24 protein-coding genes are annotated in these 25,671 nt (G+C 54.7%); 11 read left to right on the top strand and 13 right to left on the bottom strand.

The window, feature by feature from the left end; genetic code table 11:
- Window positions 1–7 precede the first annotated feature (7 nt).
- The 3 genes from rpsI to sspB all read left to right on the top strand — a co-directional run bounded on the left by rpsI (window position 8) and on the right by sspB (window position 1,862).
- Entirely contained in the window at window positions 8–400 is a 393-nt protein-coding gene (rpsI, locus tag EPG66_RS13875; protein ID WP_008925401.1) for a 30S ribosomal protein S9, read from the top strand.
- Between the two features lie 331 nt (window positions 401–731).
- Entirely contained in the window at window positions 732–1,373 is a 642-nt protein-coding gene (gene sspA, locus EPG66_RS13880; protein WP_009092481.1) for a stringent starvation protein SspA, read from the top strand.
- Between the two features lie 3 nt (window positions 1,374–1,376).
- Window positions 1,377–1,862 carry a ClpXP protease specificity-enhancing factor gene (gene sspB / locus EPG66_RS13885; RefSeq protein ID WP_010251939.1) on the top strand — a complete coding sequence of 162 codons (486 nt, stop codon included), beginning with the start codon at window positions 1,377–1,379 and terminating at the stop codon, window positions 1,860–1,862.
- A gap of 111 nt (window positions 1,863–1,973) precedes the next feature.
- Here sspB and EPG66_RS13890 read toward each other — a convergent pair whose 3' ends face one another.
- Together EPG66_RS13890 and EPG66_RS13895 are read right to left on the bottom strand one after the other, a co-directional pair.
- Window positions 1,974–3,731: a sulfite reductase subunit alpha gene (locus EPG66_RS13890; protein ID WP_031592002.1), complete on the bottom strand. Its 1,758-nt coding sequence runs from the start codon at window positions 3,729–3,731 to the stop codon at window positions 1,974–1,976.
- A gap of 185 nt (window positions 3,732–3,916) precedes the next feature.
- Window positions 3,917–9,448: a glutamate synthase-related protein gene (locus tag EPG66_RS13895; RefSeq protein ID WP_182687242.1), complete on the bottom strand. Its 5,532-nt coding sequence runs from the start codon at window positions 9,446–9,448 to the stop codon at window positions 3,917–3,919.
- 889 nt (window positions 9,449–10,337) lie between these two features.
- On the opposite strand from EPG66_RS13895, the gene arcB reads away from it, so the two are divergent.
- Complete coding sequence (arcB, locus tag EPG66_RS13900; protein WP_010251930.1) at window positions 10,338–12,671, top strand: aerobic respiration two-component sensor histidine kinase ArcB; 2,334 nt, start codon at window positions 10,338–10,340, stop codon at window positions 12,669–12,671.
- Window positions 12,672–13,559: 888 nt separating this feature from the next.
- Window positions 13,560–14,279 carry a monofunctional biosynthetic peptidoglycan transglycosylase gene (gene mtgA / locus EPG66_RS13905; RefSeq protein ID WP_010251926.1) on the top strand — a complete coding sequence of 240 codons (720 nt, stop codon included), beginning with the start codon at window positions 13,560–13,562 and terminating at the stop codon, window positions 14,277–14,279.
- Window positions 14,280–14,282: 3 nt separating this feature from the next.
- On the opposite strand, the gene npr is transcribed toward mtgA, so the two are convergent.
- From npr to EPG66_RS13960, 11 genes are all read right to left on the bottom strand, one after another.
- Window positions 14,283–14,555, bottom strand: a complete 273-nt coding sequence (gene npr, locus EPG66_RS13910; RefSeq protein WP_010251923.1) for a PTS phosphocarrier protein NPr — start codon at window positions 14,553–14,555, stop codon at window positions 14,283–14,285.
- On the bottom strand, window positions 14,552–15,406 hold the full coding sequence (rapZ, locus tag EPG66_RS13915) for an RNase adapter RapZ (RefSeq protein ID WP_010251920.1): 855 nt from the start codon (window positions 15,404–15,406) through the stop codon (window positions 14,552–14,554). Before rapZ ends, npr begins: the two co-directional genes overlap by 4 nt.
- A 47-nt stretch (window positions 15,407–15,453) precedes the next feature.
- Window positions 15,454–15,933: a PTS IIA-like nitrogen regulatory protein PtsN gene (gene ptsN, locus EPG66_RS13920; RefSeq protein ID WP_010251916.1), complete on the bottom strand. Its 480-nt coding sequence runs from the start codon at window positions 15,931–15,933 to the stop codon at window positions 15,454–15,456.
- Between the two features lie 152 nt (window positions 15,934–16,085).
- On the bottom strand, window positions 16,086–16,373 hold the full coding sequence (gene hpf / locus EPG66_RS13925; RefSeq protein ID WP_010251913.1) for a ribosome hibernation promoting factor: 288 nt from the start codon (window positions 16,371–16,373) through the stop codon (window positions 16,086–16,088).
- A 21-nt stretch (window positions 16,374–16,394) separates the two neighbouring features.
- On the bottom strand, window positions 16,395–17,828 hold the full coding sequence (gene rpoN, locus EPG66_RS13930) for an RNA polymerase factor sigma-54 (RefSeq protein WP_031592007.1): 1,434 nt from the start codon (window positions 17,826–17,828) through the stop codon (window positions 16,395–16,397).
- Window positions 17,829–17,876: 48 nt separating this feature from the next.
- Window positions 17,877–18,602: an LPS export ABC transporter ATP-binding protein gene (gene lptB, locus EPG66_RS13935; RefSeq protein WP_003851107.1), complete on the bottom strand. Its 726-nt coding sequence runs from the start codon at window positions 18,600–18,602 to the stop codon at window positions 17,877–17,879.
- Between the two features lie 5 nt (window positions 18,603–18,607).
- A complete protein-coding gene (gene lptA, locus EPG66_RS13940) occupies window positions 18,608–19,159 on the bottom strand; it encodes a lipopolysaccharide ABC transporter substrate-binding protein LptA (protein WP_064704934.1) in 552 nt (183 codons plus the stop codon).
- Complete coding sequence (lptC, locus tag EPG66_RS13945) at window positions 19,134–19,706, bottom strand: LPS export ABC transporter periplasmic protein LptC (protein WP_064704933.1); 573 nt, start codon at window positions 19,704–19,706, stop codon at window positions 19,134–19,136. The genes lptA and lptC overlap by 26 nt, the downstream gene beginning before the upstream one ends.
- Window positions 19,703–20,269, bottom strand: coding sequence for a 3-deoxy-manno-octulosonate-8-phosphatase KdsC (gene kdsC / locus EPG66_RS13950; protein ID WP_182687244.1), 567 nt, complete (start codon window positions 20,267–20,269; stop codon window positions 19,703–19,705). Before kdsC ends, lptC begins: the two co-directional genes overlap by 4 nt.
- A gap of 13 nt (window positions 20,270–20,282) precedes the next feature.
- On the bottom strand, window positions 20,283–21,266 hold the full coding sequence (gene kdsD / locus EPG66_RS13955; protein WP_010251903.1) for an arabinose-5-phosphate isomerase KdsD: 984 nt from the start codon (window positions 21,264–21,266) through the stop codon (window positions 20,283–20,285).
- Between the two features lie 16 nt (window positions 21,267–21,282).
- Complete coding sequence (locus EPG66_RS13960) at window positions 21,283–22,263, bottom strand: calcium/sodium antiporter (RefSeq protein WP_069025731.1); 981 nt, start codon at window positions 22,261–22,263, stop codon at window positions 21,283–21,285.
- Here EPG66_RS13960 and EPG66_RS13965 point away from each other — a divergent pair.
- From EPG66_RS13965 to mlaB, 6 genes are read left to right on the top strand one after another with little or no spacing between them, the layout of a single operon-like run.
- Window positions 22,262–22,519, top strand: coding sequence for a hypothetical protein (locus tag EPG66_RS13965; protein WP_124889623.1), 258 nt, complete (start codon window positions 22,262–22,264; stop codon window positions 22,517–22,519). The genes EPG66_RS13960 and EPG66_RS13965 overlap by 2 nt on opposite strands.
- Complete coding sequence (gene mlaF / locus EPG66_RS13970; RefSeq protein ID WP_031592011.1) at window positions 22,491–23,306, top strand: phospholipid ABC transporter ATP-binding protein MlaF; 816 nt, start codon at window positions 22,491–22,493, stop codon at window positions 23,304–23,306. Before EPG66_RS13965 ends, mlaF begins: the two co-directional genes overlap by 29 nt.
- 4 nt (window positions 23,307–23,310) lie before the next feature.
- Window positions 23,311–24,093 carry a lipid asymmetry maintenance ABC transporter permease subunit MlaE gene (gene mlaE, locus EPG66_RS13975; protein WP_010251894.1) on the top strand — a complete coding sequence of 261 codons (783 nt, stop codon included), beginning with the start codon at window positions 23,311–23,313 and terminating at the stop codon, window positions 24,091–24,093.
- Window positions 24,094–24,097: 4 nt separating this feature from the next.
- Entirely contained in the window at window positions 24,098–24,643 is a 546-nt protein-coding gene (gene mlaD / locus EPG66_RS13980; protein WP_182687246.1) for an outer membrane lipid asymmetry maintenance protein MlaD, read from the top strand.
- Between the two features lie 15 nt (window positions 24,644–24,658).
- The gene (gene mlaC / locus EPG66_RS13985; protein ID WP_010251887.1) at window positions 24,659–25,294 is read left to right on the top strand and encodes a phospholipid-binding protein MlaC; all 636 of its coding nucleotides are present in this window, start codon (window positions 24,659–24,661) and stop codon (window positions 25,292–25,294) included.
- Window positions 25,294–25,599 carry a lipid asymmetry maintenance protein MlaB gene (gene mlaB / locus EPG66_RS13990; RefSeq protein ID WP_031592014.1) on the top strand — a complete coding sequence of 102 codons (306 nt, stop codon included), beginning with the start codon at window positions 25,294–25,296 and terminating at the stop codon, window positions 25,597–25,599. Before mlaC ends, mlaB begins: the two co-directional genes overlap by 1 nt.
- Window positions 25,600–25,671: the final 72 nt, after the last annotated feature.

The raw sequence follows: 25,671 nt of genomic DNA on the forward strand, positions 1-25,671 counted from the left end.
AAAGGCAATGGCTGAAACTCAAAACTACGGCACTGGTCGCCGCAAAAGCTCTACCGCTCGCGTATTCATTAAGCCGGGTAGCGGTAACATCGTAATTAACCAACGTTCTCTGGAACAGTACTTCGGTCGCGAAACTGCCCGCATGGTAGTTCGTCAGCCGCTTGAGCTGCTGGACCTGGTTGGTAAATTCGATCTCTATGTCACTGTTAAAGGTGGCGGTATTTCTGGTCAGGCTGGTGCGATCCGTCACGGTATCACCCGCGCTCTGATGGAATACGACGAATCACTGCGTGGCGAGCTGCGTAAAGCTGGCTTCGTAACGCGTGATGCGCGTCAGGTTGAACGTAAGAAAGTCGGCCTGCGTAAAGCACGTCGTCGTCCTCAGTTCTCCAAGCGTTAATTGTTTGCAGCTCCGGCTGCGGCAATTGGCTCAAAAAACCCGCTTCGGCGGGTTTTTTATTTTCTGTCTTCCCATTAACGCCCCGCGAAAACCGTAACGCCGCGCTCAATTTACCTGCAAAAATTCATTCCACGCCCACAAGCAGCCTAAAATCTGGTAAACTGTGTGTCACTTTGCGCCCGCAGGCCGGTGCGTTATGCGCCTCCCCACTGTCGGGGCGTCAGTATCTACGGCGCGGCTAACCAGGTTGCGTGCGAGTTCGATAAGCAAGTGAGTCGCCGTGTGGTTGGCTATTCGCAGTATCTTTTTGTGAACAAACTTGGAGGTTTTCATGGCTGTCGCTGCCAACAAACGTTCGGTAATGACGCTGTTTTCTGGTCCTACTGACATTTTCAGCCATCAGGTACGTATCGTCCTGGCGGAGAAGGGTGTCAGCGTAGAGATCGAGCAGGTCGAAATGGATAACCTGCCGCAGGATCTGATTGACCTCAATCCGTATCGCACGGTACCGACGCTGGTAGATCGTGAGCTGACGCTGTATGAATCACGCATCATCATGGAATATTTAGATGAGCGCTTCCCGCATCCGCCACTGATGCCGGTTTATCCGGTTGCCCGTGGTGATAGCCGCCTGATGATGCACCGCATCGAGCAGGACTGGTATAGCCTGATGAGGAAAGTAGAGAACAGCAGCGGTCAGGAAGCGGAAGCGGCACGCAAGCAACTGCGTGAAGAGCTGCTGGCTATCGCGCCACTGTTTGGCCGTACGCCTTATTTCATGAGCGAAGAGTTCAGCCTGGTTGATTGCTATCTGGCTCCGCTGTTATGGCGTCTGCCGTCAATGGGTATCGATTTGATCGGCTCAGGTTCTAAAGAGCTGAAAGGTTACATGAATCGCGTATTTGAGCGTGACTCCTTCCTCGCTTCATTAACTGAAGCTGAACGTGAAATGCGGCTGCAAGCCCGGGCTTAACGTATGGAAATGTCGCAACTTACTGCACGTCGTCCCTATCTGCTGCGCGCCTTTTATGACTGGTTGCTCGACAACCAGCTGACGCCGCATCTGGTGGTCGACATTAATCTGCCGGGTGTGCAGGTGCCGCTGGAGTATGCGCGCGATGGTCAGATTGTCCTGAACATTGCGCCACGTGCTGTCGGTAACCTCGATCTGGCAAACGATCAGGTGTCGTTCAACGCCCGCTTTGGTGGCGTTCCTCGCCAGGTTAACGTGCCGATGGCGGCGATTCTGGCAATCTATGCGCGTGAAAACGGTGCCGGGACGATGTTTGAACCGGAACCGGCTTACGAGCTGGGCACGCATGAGGCGTCAGAGGGTCAGGAAGAGACCATGATGTCGGTGATTGATGGTGATCGTCCTGACGATGCCAGCGATGACGAGACACCGCCTGATGACGATCCACCGCCACGTGGTGGACGACCTTCACTGCGCGTAGTGAAATAGCAGTGACATAACAGTGAATACCCGTCCATCCGACGGGTATTTTTTTGCCTGTCAGCCATAAAAAAATCCGGCTGCCTGCGCAAGCCGGATTTTTTCAGCAGACCATCGCGATCAATAGACGTCGCGCAGGTAGCGCTTCTCTTTCTTCAACTGATCGACATAGTCAGCAGCACGCTCGGTGGAGAGGCCACCAAACTGGCGAACCACTTCATACAGCGCATTATCCACATCCTTCGCCATACGCGATGCATCGCCACAGACATAGAAGTAAGCCCCTTCCTGCAGCCAGGCATACAGCTCAGCGCCCTGTTCAAGCATCCGGCTCTGTACGTAGATCTTCTTCTCCTGATCGCGTGAGAAGGCCAGATCCAGACGCGTCAGCAAGCCATTATCACGCCAGGCAAGTAATTCATCCTGATAGATAAAGTCATGTTCCTGATGCTGATCGCCGAAGAACAGCCAGTTTTTCCCCTGCGCGCCGGTTGCCTGGCGCTCCTGCAGGAAGGCACGGAATGGCGCGATGCCGGTACCCGGTCCCACCATGATCAGCGGTGCGCTGTTGTTGGCAGGCACGCGGAACGATTTATTGGGTGAGATAAAGATGGCGGGCTTTTCACCACGACGCACACGCTCGGCCAGATAGGTTGAGCAGACGCCACCGCGATTACGGCCACCACTGTGATAACGCACCGAGGCAACGGTCAGATGCACCTGATCAGGATGGGCTTTAGAACTGGACGAAATAGAGTAAGCGCGATGCTGCAGCGGACGCAGCAGCGCGACAAACTCGGGTACCGCCAGCGTGCGCGTCAGCTCAAGCTGCAGCAGGTCAAGGGTATCTTTGCCCCACAGCCATACGCCCAGCGCATCTTTATCATCATGCTGTAACACATGACGCAGCTCCTGGTTGGTGGTGTTCTGCCCGACCCATTCGATTAACTTGCGTGACGGCTCTGAGATCTCAAACTGATAGGTCAGCAGGTCGCCAAGGCTGCGATCAAAGCCGGGCACCGGCGTCTCGTAGTCCGCGTTAAGCTGGGTCAGCAGCAGGCTGACCAGCGACGGCTCGTTGACCGGAATCACGCCCAGCGCATCGCCCGCTTCATACTTCAGGCCGCTGTCAGACAGGTCGAACTCGAAATGACGAATATCTTTGGCTGACTGCTCGCCTGACAAACGCTTGTTGGTGATCAGCGCGGCGGCGTATGGATTGGATTTGTTGCTGCCTGGAATGACTGGCGCTTCAGGCGCGCTTTCCAGCACGGTACCGCTGCTGCCCGCGCTGGCGGCAAACTGTGGCATTGAGCTGTTCAGCCACTCGCTGGAAGGCTCCTCAAAATCGATATCACAATCGATACGATCAACCACGCGTTTCGCGCCCAGCTGCTCAAGGCGCATATCAATGAACTTGCCCGCCTGACAGAAGCCATCGTAGCCGGTATCGCCAATCGCCAGCACGGCGAAATGCATCTGCTCCAGACGCGGTGCGGTACTGGCAGAGATCGCATCCCAGAACAGCTGCGCGTTGTCCGGCATTTCACCTTCGCCATAGGTCGAGGTGACGATCAGCACATGGCGCATGGTGGCAAACACGTCGAGATCGACATCGCCCAGCGCCTGAACCACCGGCACCAGCCCTTTAGCGCGCGCAGACTTCGCTGCGGTCTGCGCCAGGGCTTCAGCATTGCCGGTCTGTGAGCCATAAAGAATGTGCAGTTGCGTCGTCGCGGCTGCGCCTGTGCCCGCGGCGGGTTGCTGCTTGTCTTCTAATACCAGCAAACGGGAGTGCAGACCCGCAAGAAAGCCAGCCAGCCAGTACTTCTGATCGCCATTAAAAGGTGCATCTTCTGGAATATAAGGAATTTTCATGGGTACTTTTACTCAATCCCGTTCTCGCCCGTCATCAGTGGCATTGTCCGGTGTGAAAGCGGTTCCGCTTTCCCGCGCCGCAGTATGTGCGACAGGGGAGAGCGGTGCTGCATCTGTCCGGTACAACGATTAATCCGGGCAATGATCAATTAATAATATTCAGTTCAGCCTGATCAGTATCACTGTCAGGAGAGTTTACCCACCGCAGCGGCGATTTCCGGCAATGCCGCACGTGCAAACAGCTCTTCAAAGTCAGGCAGGTGGCCCAGCACTTCCCGGTTACAGGCATCCTGATACATGATCCAGCCATAGGTTGCCAGACTGTGCATGGAGCGGATGTTACGTTGCGTCAGCGCCGCTTTGTAATCTGACATGCGTTTGGTACCAATCAGACTCGCCAGTTCATCATCGCTATAGCTCTCGATGGCGGAACGGGCATGACGCTGCAGCTTGCTTATCAGCGAAAAGTCTTCCGTCATCAACAGATTACGGACCGCTTTTTCAACTGCCACATCTTCAACCGGGGTGCCTTTCGGTAATTTGCCCAGCGCCAGCTGCTGGGCAAAGCTCAGCACGGTGTAGTTGTTGAGCAGGACAAACATTTCCAGCGTATCGGTCGCGCCATAAGCCGGTACGGCACCGTTGGCGATGGTTTTACCCTGACGCCATGCGGCTTTAAACTTCGCCACCTGATGGCCTGCCAGCGCTGTCGACAGCTCTTCGAGCAGATCTTTGCGGCTCTTGGCTTTCAGAATCTCGCCGCCATCCTGATAGAGCAGCAGCGAACGCGGCATCACGTAAACAAAGTGGTGACACTCCGTTTCCCAGTTCTCCAGCAGCCAGGCGGCACGCGGTGATTTGGTCGCCTCCAGATGCCAGTTCAGCATGGTCAGTACCGCCTGCTTGTGCACCTGGGCCATCTCATCCTGATCGGCAATCGAGCCGAACTGCACCGAATCACCGGCAGCATGGCTGGCCAGCGATCCATAGGGGTCGTACTGGTAGGCGAAGCCGCCGCTCATGCCGTTGCCAAATCCTTTACCAAAGGTGCCCAGGTTAAGGATGGCGCCGTTGGTCATATATTCGCAGCAGAAGTCACCGACGCCTTCAACCACGGCGGTGGCACCGGAGTTACGCACCGCGAAACGGTCACCGGCCTGGCCCTGCACGAACAGACGTCCGCCGGTCGCGCCAAACAGTGCAAAGTTACCAATCAGCACGTTGCCATCGGCATCCTGCGCGCCGCCACCAGGCGACATCACGATCAGTTCGCCGCCACACTGTCCTTTGCCGACACCGTCGTTACAGGTGCCGTAATGAGTCAGCTGCATGCCATCGTTGCAGAAGGCGCCAAACGACTGACCGGCAGAACCGGTGGTGGAAATTTTTACGCTCTCAGGGGCCAGATAGCGACGACCGCGATCGTCGGTCATTACGGCAGGCATCGCCTGCAGCTGCTCAGAACTCAGCTTATGGTTCAGCATCCGCTCAATATCGATGGCCAGCTGGCCGCCGACACTTTTGTTTCGGTTATTCAGCACGATGTTGTTGCCCAGAGTGACGTCAGGATTTCCCTGATCCACCAGCGACAGCTTCAGTTGCTCAATCCAGACATCATCCAGCTCAAAATCTTTTTCCAGATAAACCGGCTTGTCGATTTTCAGCTCAGGCACCACGGTAAGCATGGCGCGTAAGTCGAGCTTGCCCACTTCCAGCGGGTGATCCATCAGGTGCAACAGGTCAGAGCGACCGCGTGCCTCACGCAGGGAACGCAGGCCCATACGCGCCAGGATTTCACGCACTTCATGCGCCACGTTGAGGAAATACTGCGCCAGCTGACGCGGATCGCCATCAAACGCTTCGGCATTCGTGGTTAAGCCAGCCGGGCACTTAACGTTACAGTTCTTCGCCATCACGCATTTCAGCATCATCAGCGCTGTCGTACCGAACTCAAAGCTGTCGCCGCCCAGCAGCGCAGATTTCACCACGTCGCTGCCGGTCTGCTGTGCGCCAGAACAGCGCAGCAGCACTTTCTCACGCAGGCCATTAGCGCACAGCGCCTGGTGGACTTCAGCGATGCCGATTTCGGCCACGCGTCCGGTATATTTCAGGCTGGTCACCGACGCAGCGCCGGTACCGCCGGTGTTACCCGCAACGTTAATCACGTCTGCACCGGCTTTGGCTACGCCAACCGCGATGGTGCCGATCCCTTCAGACGAGACCAGCTTGACGATAACGCGCACCCGCGCGGCTTTGCAGTCGTGGATCAACTGCGCCAGATCTTCGATGGAATAGGTGTCGTGGTGCGGCGGCGGTGAGACCAGCTCGACGCCAGGCGTACCGCCACGCGCGGCAGCAATCTCGACGGTAACTTTGGCCGCCGGTAGCTGGCCGCCTTCGCCAGGTTTCGCACCCTGACCAATTTTGATCTCCAGCTCTTCCAGCATCGGATCTGCCAGATAGGCAGCCCAGACGCCAAAACGGCCCGAAGCCAGCTGTTTGATGCGTGAGGCACGGATGGTGCCGTGACGGGAGTAATGCTCGCCGCCTTCACCGCAGTTACTCATGCCGCCGACCATATTGGTGCCGTGCGCGACCGCTTCATGAGCGGGAGCCACCAGCGCGCCGTGGCTCATCGCCCCGGAGGCAAAGGTACGGGTAATTTCACAGGCTGGCTGCACTTCGCTCAGCGGCAGTGAGGGCAGGGTGGTGAAGATACGTGACAGATAATCGGCCGCTTTACCGTAAGCGGTCACTTTCAGACCGCCAGTCACCACTTCGCTGCTTTCAATATCGTCACCGAAGCGGGATTTCAGGGCGCGAGACAGGTTCTGCAGGCGTTCGCTCTCAGGCTTCAGTCCTTCAATCGCATCGGTCAGACGCAGCATAAAGTGATTCAGGCTGCCATCTACCGCTTCACACTCCATGCCACGAATGGCAAAGCCGTTGTTGGTCAGCGAGTAGCGTCCCAGCTTGCGACGGAACTCCGCTTCGCTGTCGATGTGGGTCAGGTCAGCCGGGAATGTCAGGATGTCGCGCAGGGCCGCCGGGCGACGTTTACGCTCTTCATACATCAGGCTTGAGAACTGACGGTAATCAGCAGTAATCGCGAAATTATTGATCACCTCATCCGGGATGCGCTCAAAGCTGCTGTCTTTAAAGGTCTCTGGCTTTATGCCAAACGCATTATCCAGTTTAGCCAGCGTCATCAGGCGGATGAAGTTGTCCTCTTCGCGCGCTTTGTCAGCAAAGCGAATCGGCTCTTCGGTCATATCGATAAAGGTCCGCACGGCGATGGTGCCGTAGGAGTGACCTGCGCCTTCTGCACGCTCTTTGAACAGACCCAGCAACGGAACTTCAGATTCGCCCTGAATCTTCAGTGCGCTCTGGTGCCAGTCAACGGCCATCTGCGCGATCGTCGCGAAGCCTGCGCCGCCCACCGGCGTTTTGATATTCGGGAAATACTTTTTCAGCACCGGGTCATCGGTGTTGAGGAAGTTAGGCTCAAAGAACTCGCCGCTGCTGTAGCTCTCAACGGTACAGAGGCCCACTTTGCCCATGGTTTTCATCAGTGCTTTTTCAGCCGCTTTGGCATAGCGCTTAAAGGCTTTATTACCTTCTTCACCTTCACCAAATTTCTCCTCTGCGCGCATCTGTACGCCCAGCGGATAGATAGCCGACGCCCCAAAGCCAAGTGTGGCGGCAATGTGGTGCGAGGAGATGCTCTGGCCGCTTTCAACTACCAGAGAAACATCCAGACGCAACCCTTCCTTTATCAGGCGCTGGTTGATGGCGGAAACCACCAGCAGCATCGGGATCGCGGCGTGCTTTGAAGAGATATGGCGATCGGTAAGTACGGCGATGCCACCCTGGGTACGGGCAAAATCAACCACCTGTTGCGCCAGGTCATCAATCGCTTTTTCCAGGGCATTCGCGTTCGCGGTGGTGCTCAGCAGATCTTTGCCGATCACCGGCTCATAGAGCATCTCAAAGCGGGCATAAGGTGCGATGGTCTGCTCGCGTAAACGCAGCATATCAAGGTGGCTGAGAATCGGGGTCGGCACCACAATCTGACGGCCTTTGCTGCGGCCCAGATGGGGTTTCGCCCCCAGCGCGACACGCAGCGTCATGCCATCCACTTCGCGGATAGAGTCCAGCGGCGGGTTGGTGACCTGAGCAAAGCGCTGAGAGAAGTAGTGCGCCATGCCGCCTTCATGATCGGATAAGCCGTTGATGGCGTTGCCGTAACCCATCGCGGAGATCTTCTCTGCGCCGGTATTCAGCATCGGATCCATCATGAACTTGAAGCTTTCCTGGTTGTAGTAGTAGGCAACAAAGCGCTGATACGTTTTCAGATCGCCACGATAACGCAGCGGTGAACCCTGTTGTTCTGCCGGGATCTCGGGCAGATCGTCAAGTCCGACGCGCGCTTCACGCAGCAACGCCGAATAATCTTTCTCTGCGGCCAGTTTTTCCAGCGCCTGAAGCGTGGTATAGCTGCGTTTTTCACGGTGATCGAAATAGAGCATACCGCCCGCTTCGATACGCCCACGACGCAACACGCTTTCAGGTGGGAAGGCGATCTGGCCCGCTTCCGACATCGCACCGATATAGTCAGCGGTTTCTACTGAACGCAGGGGACGCAGGCCCAGACGATCAAGACGCGCGCCAATTACTTCGCCATTACCAAAGATTAAGGCAGCAGGACCGTCGTTCTTCTCTTCATACAGCGAGAAGTACTCCAGCATGTCACGCACTTCTGGCGACAGCGCGCTGTCGTTTTCCCAGGCGGGCGGCATCATCGACACCACGGCGGTGATCAGATCGAGGTCATCTTCCATCAGACGGCTGTGGATGCTCTGATCCAGGCGCGAACTGTCGGACTGGCCTTTAGGCCGCACGATTGTCTTGCCACGGGCCAGCGCCAGCGCGGACTCAGCGATGCGGTTTTTACGGTCAGTGTTCAGCTCGCCGTTGTGCGCCATCAGGCGGAACGGCTGCGCCATCGTGGTATGGGGATCGGTGTTAGTGGAGAAGCGGGTATGGAAAAACAGCCCGCGCACCTGATGATCAGGATCGGTCAGATCTTTGAAGTAAGGGATCACTTCATTTGAATTCAGACGGGCTTTGAACACCTGCGTGCGTGACGACAGCGACAGCGGATAGAGACCGCCAAATTCGCTTTCGGTGAAAGCTCGGGCTTCAATGGTTAACAGGGCACGGTAGATGCGTTTTTCGAAGTCGTTCTGATCCACCACATCCTGTGGCGCAGTGAAAATCCACTGCAGAATCGGTAACTGGAACTGCGCGGCTGCCGGACGCGTCACGCTGCTGTCGAGCGGCATGTCACGTTTCATGAGTACCGGCAGACCAAAGCTGCTGAGGGTTTCATCCACCAGACGTTCGGCATTCGCACGCAGCTCAGCATCTTTCGGCACAAAGAAGTTACCGACACCAAAGCGTCCCGCTTCCAGCGGCTGGCCGGTAATTTTGCGGAAGAATTGCAGCGAAAGATCAACGTTGACCCCCGCGCCATCACCAACGCCTTCCGCTGACATGCCGCCGCGGTGAGGCACCGTACACAGGGCGCTGTGCGCCATCTGCAGAATCTCGTGGGTCTGCTCGCCGTCCTTACGCGTAATGAAACCTACACCACAGCTGTCACTGCCTGCTGTCGGATCATACAAGCCATAGGATTGAGGTTTTTTAGTGGACATTGAGGGTCTCCTTAAACTGCTTTGACATTACCTGCACTGTTTCAGGGTCTGAGCGCAACGGGGGCGCTATCATTTTCATCGCCATGCTCTGTCGAGCGCGCGTCATAGCCCTGAGCATTTCTCTCCAGACATCGGTAAAACGTCCTTAATTGAGCTGCTCTTTGATTTCCGGTCTCTTAAAGGAGATGACTTAAACCACGCGGGAGTCTTCTTGTTGCATAGATATGCCGAGACAATGGCCCGTCTGGAAAGCTTTCAGCGGATTTCCAACTTATCGGGAAAGCGTAATCAGGTCAAATAGGGTGGTCAGACGGGATTATCAGGCGTTTTATCTGCTTAAGACTATGAATTTAATGATTTTTATGGTTTAAAATGTATCACTCTGATGCCAGGAGACAGGCCGATAAATGTGAACTGACTCACTGTAGTGCAGGCGTCAGATCTCTGCACCATGCTGGTGACAGGGTCTTTGGTAGCATTAAATGCTGTTCAGCACCCGTGATGCATAGCATGTATCTGTTTTTCTTATGTCCGGCTATTTGAATGAAACCACGGTTGGTTATAAGAAAAATTAATCAGCATGGGCATGCTTAAAACAGCATTAAAGATGAATGGGTATGCATATAAAAGGGTGTGCCTGCGCGACAGGACGCTGCCAGGATATTGAAAAAAGGCCGTACAGAGGAATCGGTGATTCGCTGGCGGCCTTACAGATTATTCATTTGGCACAGTCAGTCAAGGGTTTTAACCGCTTTGTCCTTAACGTCGCCGATCGGCGAGGCTGCTGCACCATAAAAGCGCATTTGATCCCTTATCTCCACGCGACGTGCTGCGACGGCAGCGGGGTAACTGCGCTATTATGAGGCTGTTTCTCTTCCAGGGAGTTGTTATGAAACAAATTCGTCTGTTGGCGCAGTACTACGTTGATTTAATGGTGAAGCTTGGACTGGTGAGGTTCTCGCTGCTGCTGGCGTCTGCGCTGGTGGTGCTGGCGATGATTGTCCAGATGGCGGTCACGATGGTACTGCGGGGCCATGTCGAGAGTATTGACGTGGTGCGTTCGGTCTTCTTCGGGCTGTTGATCACGCCCTGGGCGGTCTATTTTCTCTCGGTGGTGGTCGATCAGCTGGAGGAGTCACGGCAACGACTGGCACGGCTGGTGGATAAGCTGGAAGAGATGCGTACCCGCGATCTGGAACTCAATCAGCAGATGAAAGAGACCATTACGCAGCTGAATCAGGAGATCAGCGATCGTAAAAAGGCGGAGCTGGCACGCGAACAGGTGATGGATAAGCTGCGTGAAGAGGTAACGCGTCGTGAGCAGGCACAGATTGAGCTGGAACAGCAATCCTCCTTCCTGCGCTCCTTCCTGGATGCCTCGCCTGACCTGGTTTTCTATCGCAACATCGATAAACAGTTCTCCGGCTGCAACCGCGCGATGGAGCTGCTGACCGGCAAAAGCGAAAAGCAGCTGATTGGCCTGACGCCGCGCGATATCTATGATGATGAAGCGGCCACTAAGGTGCTGGAAACGGACGAGAAGGTGTTCCGCCACAACGTCTCGCTGACCTATGAACAGTGGCTGCAATATCCCGACGGACGCAAAGCCTGCTTTGAGATCCGTAAAGTGCCTTACTACGACCGCGTGGGTAAGCGCAGCGGATTGATGGGCTTTGGCCGCGATATAACCGAACGTAAGCGCTATCAGGACGCGTTAGAGAACGCCAGCCGGGAGAAGACCACCTTTATCTCTACGATCAGCCACGAGCTTCGTACGCCGCTTAATGGCATTGTCGGCCTGAGCCGCATCCTGCTGGACACCGACCTTAATCAGGAACAGCTGAAATACCTGAAAACCATCCACGTCTCCGCTATCACGCTGGGCAACATCTTCAATGATGTGATTGAGGTGGACAAAATCGAGCGCCGTAAAGTGCAGCTGGATAATCAGCCGCTCGACTTCACCGGTTTCCTGGCCGATTTAGAAAACCTCTCTGGTCTGCTGGCACAGCCGAAAGGGCTGAAGTTTGTGCTCGCGCCGCAACTGCCGCTGCCGCATATGATCTCGACCGATGGAACGCGTCTGCGCCAGATTCTGTGGAACCTGATTGGTAACGCCGTGAAGTTCACCCAGCAGGGCGAGATCGTGGTGCGGGTAACCTATGAGCAGGACGAGACGCTGCGCTTTGAGGTGCAGGATTCCGGCATGGGTATCCGTCAGGAGGAGCAGGACAAGATCTTCGCTATGTACTATCAGGTCAAAGATCAGCATGGCGGAAAACCCGCAACCGGTACCGGCATCGGGCTGGCAGTATCACGCCGCCTGGCGCAGGCGATGGGCGGTGATATCCGCGTGCACAGTGCGCCGGGACAGGGGTCATGCTTCACCGTAGAGATCAAAGCGCCACGCATTGCTGAAGAGGTGGAGGATGAAGGTGTGGACGACAGCCTGCCACTGCCTGCGCTGCACGTGCTGCTGGTTGAAGATATTGAGCTTAATGTGATTGTGGCGCGCTCGGTACTGGAGAAGCTGGGCTGCAGTGTGGAGGTCGCCATGACCGGCAGCGAGGCGCTGGCGATGTTTGACCCGCTGGAGTTTGACCTGGTGCTGCTGGACATTCAGCTGCCCGATATGACCGGGCTGGATGTCTCACGTGCGATTCGCCAGCAGTACCAGGGTACGCATCTGCCCCCGCTGGTTGCTCTTACCGCCAATGTCCTCAAAGACAAAAAAGAGTACTTCGATGCGGGAATGGATGACGTGCTTAGCAAACCGCTGGCAGTGCCGGCACTCACTGCGATGATTAAAAAGTACTGGGATTATCAGGCAGAACCGGAAGAGGAGATCGCTGATGTCAGCGATGACAAAACCCGGATGCTGCTGGATGTCGCGATGCTCGAACAGTATATCGAGCTGGTTGGCCCCAGCCTGATTACCCAAAGCCTGACGATGTTTGAAAAGATGATGCCGGACTACCTTGCGGTGCTGGAATCGAATCTGATGGCGCGCGACCAGAAAGGCATTGCTGAAGAGGGGCACAAAATCAAAGGGGCGGCGGGTTCGGTCGGGCTGCAGCGTTTGCAGATGCTGGCGAAACAGATCCAGAGTCCGGAGTTACCGGCGTGGTGGGACAATGTGGGGGAATGGATTGATGAGCTGAAGCATGAATGGCGACACGATGTGCAGGTATTACGCGACTGGGTGGCAGAGCAGGATAAGTGATACCCCGGAAAAAAATGACCCCAGCCGAGGCCGGGGTGCGCGAAATACTGCGCCAACACCAGGGAAATCATTGCGGCCGCTATGATTTGAATAATTAATGCAGCCGCAGGGTATTGGTTAACACTGTCATCACCTTAGCAAATTCATCTTCTCATGCGATAAGATTCATTAAAATTTGTGATATTGAGCAGCGTTTAAATACAGAAAACATTAATTTGGCAACACAGTCAAGTAAGGAATTAATTTCTGTGCTGTGTTGCTGTTATTTTAATCAGTTTTACGCTTTTTCGTGTAGTTTTAACGCTGCCGGGCAGGGAAGCAGAGGCTGAACAGCACCAAAGTGAGCCCGCGTTAGCATTTGCCTTTTAAGTGAGGCTAACGCGCTGATATTGCAAGCGCGCTGCCTGAAATGACACGAATTATCCAAAACGATTTGGAATGATAAAAAAGAATCTAAAGCTTTGTCCTTCTGTCGTTCTGCCATCAGGGTTATTGCCGAAAGGAAATACTACCGTTCTGTCAACCTGTGACACCATTAAGCGCTGTTTATTTATACGTTATAACGATAATTCTGATTAACCTTTGGGCTCAGCAGGATTAAGAAAAAAATAACAGTTAAGCATGGTAAATGATTTGTGCGGGTGCTTATTACTCATTATTAAGTGTTTATCTGGAAAGAGGCTAAGCAGTGGCAATGAATGGAACCGATTCCTTTTTTGCGGAAGTACTTGAACTATTTCGAACTGTTGCAGCATGTTGATGCAAAATGATTGAATAAAGTCTGGAAACAGCCAGTCAGTTTTCAGCGATAATCGTAAAAAAGCTGCTTTTTTAGCAGTGATTACATGAGTGATTGATTAACGTCTGAAACAAGTGTGGGAAGATTGCATGAACAAGCATAAAGGAAGCGTCGGGCAGCGTATCAGACGTATTGTTGGTCGTATCGTACTGGTGTGGCTGGGAATATGGCTGGCGGGCATTTTACTCTTTTCGTTCTTACCCGTACCGTTCTCAGCGGTGATGGCTGAACGACAGATTGGAGCCTGGTTACGCGGTGATTTTAGTTATGTCGCCCATTCAGACTGGGTCGGCCATGACGAGATTTCGCCCTGGATGGGGCTGGCCGTTATCGCTTCAGAAGATCAAAAGTTTCCCACCCATTGGGGCTTCGATGTGGCGGCGATTGAGTCTGTACTGGATAACAGCGATAGCCGGATGCGTGGGGCGTCCACGCTGTCTCAACAGACGGCGAAGAATCTGTTCCTCTGGGATGGCCGCAGCTGGGTGCGTAAAGGTCTGGAAGCGGGTCTGACGGTAGGAATTGAAACGGTCTGGACGAAGCGGCGTATTTTAACCGTCTATCTCAATATTGCGGAGTTCGGGCCGGGCATCTTTGGCGTTGAGGCGGCTTCTCAGCGCTACTTCCATAAGCCTGCCAGCCGGCTGACCGCAGCAGATGCTGCCTTACTGGCAGCGGTGCTGCCTAATCCGATACGTTATCGTGCTGCTGCACCCTCAGGCTACGTCAGAGAGCGGCAGCAGTGGATACTGCGTCAGATGCGCCAGCTTGGCGGAGAAGGCTTCCTGCAGCGTAATCAGCTCGACTAAGCGTTAATCTTCATCGAAACCCGCTTCAAATAACTCAATGACCGCTGCCAGCGCCGGGATCTCCTCCGGGCCGCTGGCCTCAATCTCAATGTGGCCGCCTTTTGCCGAGTCGAGCATCAGCAGCGCAATCACGCTGCTGGCTTCGGCTTCAGTGCCCGCTTCATTGCGCAGTAGTACTTCGGCATCAAAGCTCTGCACCAGCTCAAATAACTTCATCGCCGGACGTGCATGCATACCCAGCTTATTTTTGATTTCTACAGTTTGTCTGACGGTCATGATTTGCGCTTTTCCAGCGTACGATGGCGTGACTGCACATTCTTACCCCGTGAACGGAAGTAATCTGCCAGCTGTTCTGCAATATAGACTGAGCGGTGTTTACCGCCGGTGCAGCCAATCGCCACGGTAAGATAGCTACGGTTATTGGTCTCCAGCATCGGCAGCCAGAGTTCAAGGTAGCTGCGCGTCTGGTAGATAAAATTATGCACTTCAGTGTGGCGATCAAGGAAGGCCGCCACAGGGCGATCGAGGCCGGTCATCGGGCGCAGTTTGGGATCCCAGTGGGGGTTGGGCAGAAAGCGCACGTCAAATACATAGTCAGCGTCAATCGGGATGCCATGCTTGAAGCCAAACGACTCAAACACCATGGTCAGCTCACGTTCACGCTTGCCCAGCAGGCGGGTACGCAGCATCTCGGCCAGCTCATGCACCGACATCTCTGAGGTGTCGATGATCAGATCGGCACGCGAACGAAGTGGCTCCAGCAGATCGCTCTCTTCATCAATCGCACTCTCCAGTGAGAGGTTTTTGCTGGAGAGGGGATGCAGACGGCGCGTATCGCTGTAACGACGTATCAGGGTGTTGCGATCGGCGTCGAGAAACAGCAGCTGAGGGGAAAATGTATCAGGCAGATTATTCAGTGCGGTTTCAAAAATTTCCGGGGATTCAGGCATATTACGCACGTCGATGCTGACCGCCGCCGAAATATTGCGCTCTGCCAGCGAGTTAGCTAACTCAGGCAGCAGCACGACCGGCAGGTTATCAACGCAGTAGAACCCCATATCTTCCAGCGCACGGAGCGCCACTGACTTCCCCGAGCCTGAACGACCGCTAACGATCATCAGCACCATGACCTTCTCTCCCGTTTTAAAACCGGCACCCGGCCGGTAAAGACGCGTTACTGCTCCGACTGGACTTCCGTAATAATGGCATAGAGCTCTTCATCACTCTGCGCTGCGCGCAGACGACGGCAAACCGTTTTATCTGCCAGACGCTTTGCCACCAGTGACAGGGTGTGGAGATGTGTTTTGCACTGGTCAGCCGGGACCAGTAAGGCAAACAACAGATCGACCGGTTGGTTGTCGACGGCATCAAACGCAATCGGCTGTTCGAGGCTGATAAAGACCCCAACCGCGCGCAGCGTATCCTCTTCCAGCTTGCCGTGCGGGATGGCTATCCCGTTTCCAATACCGGTACTGCCCATGCGTTCGCGGGTCAGGATCGCTTCGAAAAGCGTCTGGTGCGGCAGGTTGAGCTGCTTAGCGGCCAGTTCGCTGATAATTTCCAGCGCACGTTTTTTGCTCTGGCAGTGGACGCCGCTGCGGGTGCAGTCTGGCGAAAGCACTGTGCTCAATTCCAGTGTGAGATCGTTGTTCATTATCGTTTCACTTGCGTGTTCACCAGGCCATTCACCGCCAGCGCGTATTGACGCGTGTGACAAACGGCGCCTGCTCAGATGACAAAACGGGGCGGATTATCCGCCCCATCCTGTCGGCTCTGCGCGCCAGGCGCGCGTCGCTAGCGTGAAGGTTAGTGTTTTTTCAGTTTATCTTTGTGTTTGGTCAGCTGACGGGTGAGCTTATCGATCAGTCCGTCAATGGCCGCATACATATCTTCCGCTTCGGATGTGGCGTGCAGCTCGCCACCATTCACGTGTAGCGTTGCGTCAGCCACCTGTGTGACTTTCTCAACCTTCAGGACAATATAGACCTGATTGATATGTTCAAAATAGTGTTCCAGTTTGGCAAATTTACCGTTGACGAATTCACGCAGAGGTGGAGTGATTTCAACGTGTTGCCCGGTCAGGTTCAGCTGCATAGGTCTTCCTTCTCATTTCTTTCAAACCAGTTGCTTACGCTGGTTCGATGGCGGGATGGATAAAGACTCACGATATTTGGCGACGGTGCGCCGTGCCACCATGATCCCCTGATCAGATAACATGGAGGTCAGTTTACTGTCGCTCAAGGGTTTGGCTGGATTTTCCGCCGAAATTAATTTTTTCACCAGGGCACGAATCGCGGTAGAGGAGGCTTCACCGCCACCTTCCGTATTAACGTGACTGGAGAAAAAGTACTTCAGTTCAAAAATGCCTCGCGGGCTGTGCAGATACTTCTGCGTGGTAACGCGGGAGATGGTCGATTCGTGCATCTCAACGGCCTGGGCAATATCCGCCAGCACCATCGGGCGCATAAATTCTTCACCCTGCTCGAAAAAGGCCTGCTGCTGCTCAACAATACAGCGCGTCACTTTCAGCAGGGTATCATTGCGGCTTTCCAGGCTCTTAATCAGCCAGCGGGCTTCCTGCAGATTACTGCGAATGAACTGGCTGTCGCTGTCGTTCCGCGTCGCGCCGCTCATTGCCGCATAGTGCTGATTGATCTTCAGGCGTGGCACGCTATCGGCATTGAGTTCAACCGTCCAGCGGCTGCCGACTTTACGTACCAGCACATCGGGAATGACATATTCTGGTTCGCCGGTGTTGATCGACTGACCCGGACGCGGGTCCAGCGACTGAATCAGCAGCATCGCCTCTTTCAGCACCTCTTCTTTGAGGCGTGTGACCCGCATCAGGCTGCGGAAGTCGTGGTTTGCCAGCAGATCGAGATGTTCGCTGACGATCAGGCGCGCCTCTGCCAGCATCGGCGTTTCGGGCGCATATTGTGAAAGCTGCACCAGCAGGCAGTCACGCAGATCGCGCGCGCCGACACCAATCGGATCAAAGCGCTGGATGCGTTTCAGCACCGCTTCAACTTCATCCGCTTCGAGCTCATCATCACCGATGCTGTCAAGGATCTCTTCAAGCGAAACGGTGAGGTATCCGGTGTCATCAATAGCATCGACAATAGAGGTGGCAATGGCGCGATCGGTATCGCTGAACGGCGTCAGTCCGACCTGCCACATCAGATAATCCTGCAGTGACTGGGTCGTCTCGCCCTGATAAACCGGTAACTCATCATCCTGGTAATCGGTGCCGGTGCCGGAAGGCGTGCCCGCGGTGTAGATCTCATCCCAGGTCGCATCCAGCGGCAGTTCATCAGGCATCTCTTTCTGCTCAAGCGCTTCGCGTGTATCCAGCGCCTCGGCCTCTGAAGACTCCCGTGAATCGATCTCTTCATGCAGGTCAGTCTGCTCAAGCAGCGGATTACTTTCCAGCGCAAGCTGAAGTTCCTGCTGGAGTTCAAGCGTAGAGAGTTGCAGCAGGCGAATCGCCTGTTGCAATTGCGGAGTCATTGCCAGCTGTTGGCTGAACCTGAGTTGTAAACCTTGCTTCATAGACAGGATGATCGTTCCCAGGTAAACATCGGTATTAACGACACCTTATCAGAGTCTGAACTCTTCACCCAAATAAACCCGCTTAACCTGCTCATCCGCAAGAATTTCATTCGGTGTGCCGTGCGCGATCAGGTGCCCCTGGCTGACGATATAAGCCCGCTCACAGACCGCTAACGTTTCGCGTACGTTATGGTCGGTAATCAGCACACCGAGGCCGCTGTCACGCAGATGCTCAATGATCTTCTTAATGTCGATAACGGAGATGGGGTCAACACCGGCAAAAGGTTCATCCAGCAGGATAAATTTAGGATTAGCCGCCAGCGCCCGCGCAATCTCAACACGACGTCGCTCACCACCCGAAAGTGCCTGGCCCATGCTGTCGCGCAGGTGCTCAATGTGAAACTCTTCCATCAGTTCACGGGCGCGATCCTGGCGTTGCTCTTCGGTCAGATCGTCACGGATCTGCAAGACCGCCATCAGGTTATCGTAGACGCTGAGGCGACGGAAGATCGATGCCTCCTGCGGCAGATAGCCGATGCCACGACGCGCACGGGCATGCAGCGGCAGGATGCTGATATCTTCATCATCAATAATAATGCGGCCAGCGTCACGCGGCACAATGCCCACCACCATGTAAAAGGTGGTGGTTTTACCGGCACCGTTCGGGCCCAGCAGGCCGACAATCTCGCCGGATTTTACCTGCAGGCTGACATCTTCTACCACGCGACGGCCCTTATATGCCTTCGCCAGGTTTTCTGCGATTAATGTGGCCATAGCTATCAGTTACTCTTCTTTCCGCTGTTGGACGAACCTTTGTCCTGAAGTTGCGACGGCACCAGTACAGTCGTGACGCGCTTGTTCTGACCCTGACTGAAAGCCTGCATTTTCTGCTCTTTCACCAGGTAGGTAATACGATCGCCTTTGATGTTGCTGTCCTGCTGCTCAATGAACGCATTGCCGGTCAGTTCAACGAAATCGTTAGCCAGTTCATAGTGCAGTTTTGCGGCATGGCCCTGCACCGGCTTACCGCTGTCCTGCATCTGATAGAAGGTGGCGGGATTACCGTAGGCGTCAACGATAGTTTTCTTGCTGTCGCCGCCCGGACGGGTCACGACGACTTTATCTGCCGTGATTTTAATTGAGCCCTGCGTCACGATGACATTGCCGGTAAAGGTCGCGACATTGCCTTGCAAATCCAGCGCCTGATTCTGCGAGTCAATATTGACGGGCTTGTCCGAGTCACCGGTCAGAGCCAGCGCCGGAACGCTGGTTGCCAGCAGCAGGCTGGCCAGTAAAAGCTTCAGGCTATTTTTGTTCATTTTGAATTTCATAAGAGGTTTTGACCTTCTCGATTAACTCGGCGTTTTTTGTCCGTAAATTGCCGCGCATTTTCATGCCGGTGGAGTTAAAACTGCGGCCATACAATGTCACCTGGTCATCAGAGGTAACATCCTGAGTGACAAGATTAATCTGGGCGTTATCGGTTTTGATCCGCTCAAGCTGAGAATCCTGCGTCAGCGTATTCAGCTCAACATGGCCATACAGGTAAAGCATACGATCTTTGGTGAGCTTTGCTTTATCCGCGCGTAACGTCCAGGTAGGGATTTTGTTCTCATCAAAGGTGGTCATGACCGGATTGTCGAACCAGCTCAGTTCATCATCCGAGAAATAGGTCACTTTGTCAGAGACCAGTTTATATGACAGTGCGCCCTGCGGGTTGTAAACCACAGTGTGTGAATCAGCACTGGTATAGGTCGGTGACTGAGTGTCCGTCCCGACTGGCGTGCCCTCGTCATCCTGGTTAGTAAGATTCCAGCCGATCAAAACCAGTGCAATCAAGGTCAGAATCAGCGTTATCCAACGCCTGCTTTTACTCATACTGATTGCCCTTTGGCATCCTCAAATTTGTTCTGCGCCATTAAGATCAGGTCACATACTTCGCGAACTGCACCGCGTCCACCGGCAATCCGCGTGACATAATGCGCGCGCGGCAACAGGATTGGATGTGCATCCGCCACCGCCACGCTTAATCCCACTTTCGCCATAACAGGCCAGTCGATCAGATCGTCACCGATGTAGGCGACCTGGTCGTCGGAAAGAGACAGTTTATCCAGAAGTTCACGATAGGCCAAAAGCTTATCCGATTGTCCCTGATAAAGATGACGGATGCCGAGCGTTTTGCAGCGATCTTCCATCAGACGGGCATTGCGGCCGGTAATAATAGCCACTTCCACATCGGCGGTCAGCAAACAGCGAACGCCGTAACCGTCCCGCACGTTGAATGCCTTCAGCTCTTCGCCATTATTCCCCATGTAGATCACCCCGTCGGACATCACGCCATCGACATCGCAGATCAGCAGACGAATCCTGCTGGCGCGCGCCATAACGTCAGCGCTGACCGGGCCGTAGCAGGTTTCAATCGGGTGGGTTGCCTGTTGCATTTTTTCTTCCTGTTCAGACTACGCCAGCGCGCAGCATGTCATGCATATGTACCACACCGAGCAGATGGTCGTCATCGGCCACCAGAATCGAGGTAATGTTTTTGGTCTGCATCAGGTTCAGGGCTTCCACCGCCAGCATATTAGGCCGCACGCGAATGCCACCTGGCGTCATCACTTCCCCGATGGTGGCACGCTGGAAATCGATGCCCATATCAAAGATGCGGCGCAGGTCACCATCGGTAAAGATACCTTCAATTTTCATCAGATCGTCGACGATCACCGTCAGCCCCAGATTCTTGCGGGTAATCTCCAGCAGCGCATCACGCAGCGAGGCGTCCCGTGTAACGTGCGGCAGTTCATCGCCGCTGTGCATGATATCAGCCACATGCAGCAGCAGCTTACGGCCCAGCGCACCGCCAGGATGGGACAAAGCAAAGTCTTCCGCGGTGAAGCCGCGCGCTTCCAGCAGCGAAACCGCCAGCGCGTCACCCATCACCAGTGTGGCCGTGGTGCTGGTGGTCGGTGCCAGTCCCAGTGGGCAGGCTTCCTGCGGAACATGGACACACAGATGCACATCGGCAACCCGGCCCATCGCACTGTCAGGCCGTCCGGTCATGCAGATCAGCGTGATGTGCTGGCGCTTTAAAACCGGAATCAGCGCGAGGATTTCGTTCGACTCACCGCTGTTGGAGATGGCGATGACCACATCATTTTTGCTCACCATGCCCAGATCGCCATGGCTGGCTTCGGCCGGATGAACAAAAAAAGCGGGCGTGCCGGTACTGGCAAAGGTCGCCGCCATTTTTTTGCCGATATGGCCAGACTTGCCCATGCCCATCACCACCACTTTACCCTGACAGGCGTAGATCAGGGCGCAGGCGCGGGCGAAATCGTCGTTAATATATTGATCGAGTTGTTCCAGACCTTCGCGCTCAATGCGCAGTACGGTTTTCCCCGCCTGCTGGAAATCAAATGCTGTTGGTTGCTGATATGACATAGTGAGTCTGTCCTTGTTAGCCGTCCATGAATGCCGGCTGCATCCACAGCAGCGTCACCCAGACGAAGAAACCACAGAGTAAAAATAAGCCTGCCGTACGGCCAACGCGGCGGCGACGTAGCAGGCAGAGCAGGGCAAACAGCACGCTGACTCCCAGCATCACCCAGTAATCACGGGCGAAGGCGTGATAATCGACACTGCCAGGGTGAATCAGCGCCGGCAGACCCAGCACAATGGCAATATTATAAATGTTGGCGCCGATCAGATTGCCGATCGCGATATCATCTTCGCCTTTCAGCGCACCGGCAATAACCGTTGCCAGCTCGGGCAGGCTGGTGCCCACGGCGATCAGCGTCAGGCCCATCACCAGTTCGCTGACGCCAAAATAGTCGGCAAACGCCGTGGCATTGTCGATCACCATTCGTGTCGACATCGGCAGGATAATCAGCGCGACGGCCAGCCAGAGAAAGGCCACCGTATTTCCGCTCTCTTCGCGAGGCAGCTCGGCCAGCTGCTCGCGGGTCAGGGTGTCGTTGTTATCCCGTTCTGCGTTACGCGCAATGCGAATCACCACCATCAGATAAATCGCGGCAATGGCGATCAGGCCTATTCCATCCAGTCGACTAAGCTGATTGTCAAACAGCATGAAACCGCTGAGCAGGGTAACCAGCAACATTAACGGCAGTTCACGGCGTATCAGATTAGAATGGACGCTGAGCGGGTGCATGAGCGCAGCGGCACCCAGGATGAGTAAAATATTGGTAATATTCGAGCCGAGCGCGGTGCCAACAGCAAGATCCATCTGGCCATGCTGCGCGGCGGAAAAGGAGAGGATCATCTCTGGCAGCGAGGTGCCGATGCTGACAACGGTCATGCCAATAATCAGTGGCGGGATGCCAAATGATCGACACAATATAGAGGCGCTAAACACCAGACGATCGGCACCATATGCCAGTAAAAGCAAACCGATAATCAGCAGTGCAGAAGCTACGAACATGAAAAATCCTTGCGTAAAAACCCAGGCCGGCAATGCCTTTCCCGACCGGTTTAAGGTTCTGTTTGGCGAGACAGGCGCTGATTTTGACCGTCCGGACGGCAAAAGTAAATTTAATGACCATTTTCGCCAAATCTTAGCGGTAAGTTTCTGTAAAGCTATCGTGAATCAGGACCGAACAGGCTACCATCGTACCCCATGTTTACGCCCGATCCTTACAAGAGGTTATAATGATCCAGCAGCAATCGAATCTGGTTGAGGTTCGTGGCGTGAGTTTTTCGCGCGGAGATCGCACCATCTTCGATGACATTTCGCTGACCGTGCCGAAAGGCAAAGTGACGGCGATAATGGGGCCGTCGGGGATAGGAAAAACCACGCTGCTACGCTTGATTGGGGGGCAACTTCAGCCGACCAGCGGTGAAATCTTTTTCCGTGGTGAAAACATTCCGTCATTGTCTCGCACTAAATTGTACGAAGCGCGCAAAAAAATGAGCATGCTGTTCCAGTCTGGCGCGCTGTTTACTGACCTGACGGTCTATGAAAATGTTGCCTGGCCGCTGCGTGAACATACCCGTCTGCCTCCTCCGCTGCTGCACAGCACAGTGCTGATGAAGCTGGAAGCGGTGGGGCTGCGTGGCGCGGCCCAGCTGAAGCCCGCGGAGCTGTCGGGCGGAATGGCGCGTCGTGTGGCCCTGGCGCGCGCTATCGCGCTGGAGCCGGAACTGATCATGTTTGATGAGCCTTTCGTCGGTCAGGATCCGATCACGATGGGTGTGCTGGTAAAACTCATTGATGAACTGAACCATGCTCTGGGCCTGACCTGTATTGTGGTCTCGCACGACGTACCGGAAGTACTGAGTATTGCGGACTATGCCTATATCGTGGCCGGACAAAAAATTATCGCACACGGCACCACGCCGGAGTTGCGAGAGAACAATGACCCGCGCGTTCGCCAGTTTATTGATGGCGATGCGGATGGTCCGGTTCCCTTCCGTTTTCCTGCCGGCGACTATCTCGCTGATTTAACCGGCTCAGGGAGTAACTAAACTGATGGTGTTGAAGGCGCTGGCGACATTTGGACGTCAGGGAATTGAAACGTGCGCCAGTTTTGGACGCGCAGGACTCATGCTCTTTCATGCGCTGGTGGGCAAGCCAGCGTTCCGCAGACACACGCCGCTACTGATTAAACAACTTTATAGCGTCGGCGTGCTGTCGCTGCTGATCATCGTGGTTTCCGGTCTGTTTATCGGCATGGTGCTTGGCCTTCAGGGTTATCTGGTCTTAAACACGTATGGCGCGGAAACCAGCCTCGGTATGCTGGTGGCGTTGTCATTGCTGCGCGAACTGGGGCCGGTTGTGACCGCGCTGCTGTTCGCCGGACGGGCAGGGTCTGCGCTGACCGCCGAAATCGGCCTGATGAAGGCCACTGAACAGCTCTCCAGCATGGAGATGATGGCGGTTGACCCGTTGCGCCGGGTGGTCTCGCCGCGCTTCTGGGCCGGTTTTATCAGTATGCCGTTACTGACGCTGATTTTTACCGCGGTAGGGATTGCCGGTGGGGCGCTGGTCGGGGTGAGCTGGAAAGGGATTGATCCTGGTTTCTTCTGGTCGGCGATGCAGAATGCCGTCGATTTTCGTGCCGATGTGGTTAACTGCCTGATTAAAAGTGCAGTATTTGCCATTACCGTGACGTGGATTGCGCTGTTTAACGGCTATGATGCGATTCCAACCTCTGAAGGGATCAGTCGCGCGACGACGCGCACTGTGGTGCACGCGTCACTGGCGGTGCTCGGATTGGATTTTGTGCTGACAGCACTGATGTTTGGGAATTGATGCAATGCAAAGCAAAAAAAGCGAAATCTGGGTTGGCATTTTTATGATTATGGCGTTACTGGCGGCGCTGTTTCTCGCGCTGCGCGTCGCCGATTTAAAGTCGATGGGCACCGAGCCGACGTGGAAGCTCTACGCCACCTTTGACAATATTGGCGGTCTTAAAGCCAGTTCGCCGGTCAAGATTGGCGGGGTGGTGATTGGCCGGGTGACCAACATTGCGTTAGAGCCGAAAACGCTGCTGCCGCGTGTCACCATGGACATCAGCGATCAGTATGCGAATAAAATTTCAGACACCAGCTCGCTGGCGGTTCGCACTCAGGGATTGCTGGGTGAGCAATTCCTGGCGCTCAACTTAGGATTTGACGATCCTGAACTGGGTTCGGCGATGCTGAAAGATGGCGATACGCTGCGCGATACGAAATCCGCCATGGTGCTCGAAGACCTGATCGGTCAGTTCCTTTATAAGAGCGGCGATAATAAACAAAACAGTGAAAACAAGGATGCGCAGGAAGGCGACAGTGCTGCGCCTGCGGCACCGGCTCAACCTTAAAGAAGAGGGTATACCATGTTTAAACGTTTACTGATGATTGCCATGCTGGTGGTTGCGGTACCGCTGACGGCAACCGCAGCTGATCAGAGCAACCCTTACAAACTGATGAATGAAGCGGCGCAAAAGACGTTCACCCGTCTGAAAAACGAGCAGCCGAAAATCAAGCAGGACCCTAACTACCTGCGTCAGATTGTGCGTCAGGAGCTGCTGCCCTATGTGCAGATCAAATATGCGGGCGCGTTAGTGCTGGGCCGCTACTATCGTGATTCGACCCCCGCTCAGCGTGAAGCCTACTTCAGCGCCTTTGGTGACTATCTGGCGCAGGCTTATGGTCAGGCACTGGCACTTTACAACGGACAGAGCTACCAGATTCAACCTGAGCAGCCGTTAGGCGATGCCCAGATTGTCGCTATTCGCGTTTCCATTATCGACCCAAATGGTCGTCCACCGGTTCGCCTCGACTTCCAGTGGCGTAAAAACAGCCAGAGCGGTAACTGGCAGGCGTATGACATGATCGCTGAAGGCGTCAGCATGATCACCACCAAACAAAATGAGTGGAGCGATCTGTTACGTACCAAAGGTATTGATGGTCTGACGGCGCAGCTGAAATCTTCTGCAGCACAGCCAATCACGCTGGATAAACAACAATAATGCACGAATCGTTACGCTGGGAGCGGGAAGCCAGCACGCTATTACTGAAAGGCGAACTGGATCGCGACACGCTGATGGGCCTGTGGCAGCAACGTGAGACGCTGATTAAAGATGTCGATACCATCGACGTTGCGGCGCTGGAGCGTGTGGACTCTTCCGGGCTTGCCCTGCTGGTGCACTTGCGGGAAATCGCACGAGCACAGGGTATTACCCCTCGCTTTACGGGCATCAGCGATAAACTGCATTCGCTGATAACGCTTTACAATCTGCAACAGATTATTGTTTCTGCGGATAAAAGCGCCTGATATCCGGTTGTTATGCTAAGCCCCTGTTTTCAACAGGGGCTTTTGCGTATTTAAGAGTCAGCCGCTTTCCTC

The organism is Pantoea pleuroti, from assembly GCF_014156615.1.
GTDB lineage: Bacteria > Pseudomonadota > Gammaproteobacteria > Enterobacterales > Enterobacteriaceae > Pantoea > Pantoea agglomerans.

Coding starts and splice junctions, on each gene's coding strand:
- mlaC (WP_010251887.1), top strand. CDS start 24,659: ATGTTTAAACGTTTACTGATGATTGCCATGCTGGTGGTTGCGGTACCG.
- lptC (WP_064704933.1), bottom strand. CDS start 19,706: ATGAGTAAAAGCAGGCGTTGGATAACGCTGATTCTGACCTTGATTGCA.
- sspB (WP_010251939.1), top strand. CDS start 1,377: ATGGAAATGTCGCAACTTACTGCACGTCGTCCCTATCTGCTGCGCGCC.
- EPG66_RS13895 (WP_182687242.1), bottom strand. CDS start 9,448: ATGTCCACTAAAAAACCTCAATCCTATGGCTTGTATGATCCGACAGCA.
- mtgA (WP_010251926.1), top strand. CDS start 13,560: ATGAACAAGCATAAAGGAAGCGTCGGGCAGCGTATCAGACGTATTGTT.
- mlaD (WP_182687246.1), top strand. CDS start 24,098: ATGCAAAGCAAAAAAAGCGAAATCTGGGTTGGCATTTTTATGATTATG.
- lptB (WP_003851107.1), bottom strand. CDS start 18,602: ATGGCCACATTAATCGCAGAAAACCTGGCGAAGGCATATAAGGGCCGT.
- ptsN (WP_010251916.1), bottom strand. CDS start 15,933: ATGAACAACGATCTCACACTGGAATTGAGCACAGTGCTTTCGCCAGAC.
- EPG66_RS13960 (WP_069025731.1), bottom strand. CDS start 22,263: ATGTTCGTAGCTTCTGCACTGCTGATTATCGGTTTGCTTTTACTGGCA.
- rpoN (WP_031592007.1), bottom strand. CDS start 17,828: ATGAAGCAAGGTTTACAACTCAGGTTCAGCCAACAGCTGGCAATGACT.
- arcB (WP_010251930.1), top strand. CDS start 10,338: ATGAAACAAATTCGTCTGTTGGCGCAGTACTACGTTGATTTAATGGTG.
- EPG66_RS13890 (WP_031592002.1), bottom strand. CDS start 3,731: ATGAAAATTCCTTATATTCCAGAAGATGCACCTTTTAATGGCGATCAG.
- rapZ (WP_010251920.1), bottom strand. CDS start 15,406: ATGGTGCTGATGATCGTTAGCGGTCGTTCAGGCTCGGGGAAGTCAGTG.
- kdsC (WP_182687244.1), bottom strand. CDS start 20,269: ATGCAACAGGCAACCCACCCGATTGAAACCTGCTACGGCCCGGTCAGC.
- kdsD (WP_010251903.1), bottom strand. CDS start 21,266: ATGTCATATCAGCAACCAACAGCATTTGATTTCCAGCAGGCGGGGAAA.
- EPG66_RS13965 (WP_124889623.1), top strand. CDS start 22,262: ATGAAAAATCCTTGCGTAAAAACCCAGGCCGGCAATGCCTTTCCCGAC.
- hpf (WP_010251913.1), bottom strand. CDS start 16,373: ATGCAGCTGAACCTGACCGGGCAACACGTTGAAATCACTCCACCTCTG.
- lptA (WP_064704934.1), bottom strand. CDS start 19,159: ATGAAATTCAAAATGAACAAAAATAGCCTGAAGCTTTTACTGGCCAGC.
- npr (WP_010251923.1), bottom strand. CDS start 14,555: ATGACCGTCAGACAAACTGTAGAAATCAAAAATAAGCTGGGTATGCAT.
- mlaE (WP_010251894.1), top strand. CDS start 23,311: ATGGTGTTGAAGGCGCTGGCGACATTTGGACGTCAGGGAATTGAAACG.
- rpsI (WP_008925401.1), top strand. CDS start 8: ATGGCTGAAACTCAAAACTACGGCACTGGTCGCCGCAAAAGCTCTACC.
- sspA (WP_009092481.1), top strand. CDS start 732: ATGGCTGTCGCTGCCAACAAACGTTCGGTAATGACGCTGTTTTCTGGT.
- mlaB (WP_031592014.1), top strand. CDS start 25,294: ATGCACGAATCGTTACGCTGGGAGCGGGAAGCCAGCACGCTATTACTG.
- mlaF (WP_031592011.1), top strand. CDS start 22,491: ATGATCCAGCAGCAATCGAATCTGGTTGAGGTTCGTGGCGTGAGTTTT.